This window comes from Martinezella lusitana, from assembly GCF_010668395.1.
GTDB classification, from domain to species: domain Bacteria; phylum Pseudomonadota; class Alphaproteobacteria; order Rhizobiales; family Rhizobiaceae; genus Rhizobium; species Rhizobium lusitanum_A.
The window spans coordinates 1-395 of record NZ_WUEY01000098.1 but is presented as its reverse complement, the minus strand read 5'-3'; the positions used below and the strand labels follow the sequence as shown (position 1 = coordinate 395).

The 395-nt window shown below is 54.4% G+C and carries 1 protein-coding gene; it reads left to right on the top strand.

Annotated features, from left to right (window positions below):
• Positions 1-383: glutathione binding-like protein (locus tag GR212_RS36700; RefSeq protein WP_204326932.1), on the top strand; the 383-nt coding region annotated here is incomplete at its 5' end.
• Positions 384-395: the final 12 nt, after the last annotated feature.

The window sequence follows — 395 nt, the reverse complement described above, 5'->3', positions numbered from 1 at the left end:
CGCCACTGATGCCTGTTTACCCGGTAGCTCGCGGTGAAAGCCGTCTGTACATGCATCGCATCGAAAAAGACTGGTACACGCTGATGAACACCATCATCAACGGTTCAGCTTCTGAAGCAGATGCCGCACGTAAGCAACTGCGCGAAGAACTGCTGGCGATTGCGCCGGTCTTCGGTCAGAAGCCGTACTTCCTGAGCGATGAGTTCAGCCTGGTCGATTGCTATCTTGCTCCGCTGCTGTGGCGTCTGCCGCAACTGGGCATCGAGTTCAGCGGCCCGGGTGCGAAAGAGCTGAAAGGCTATATGACCCGCGTCTTTGAGCGTGACTCTTTCCTTGCTTCTTTAACTGAAGCAGAACGTGAAATGCGTCTGGGCCGGAGTTAATCTGTATGGATT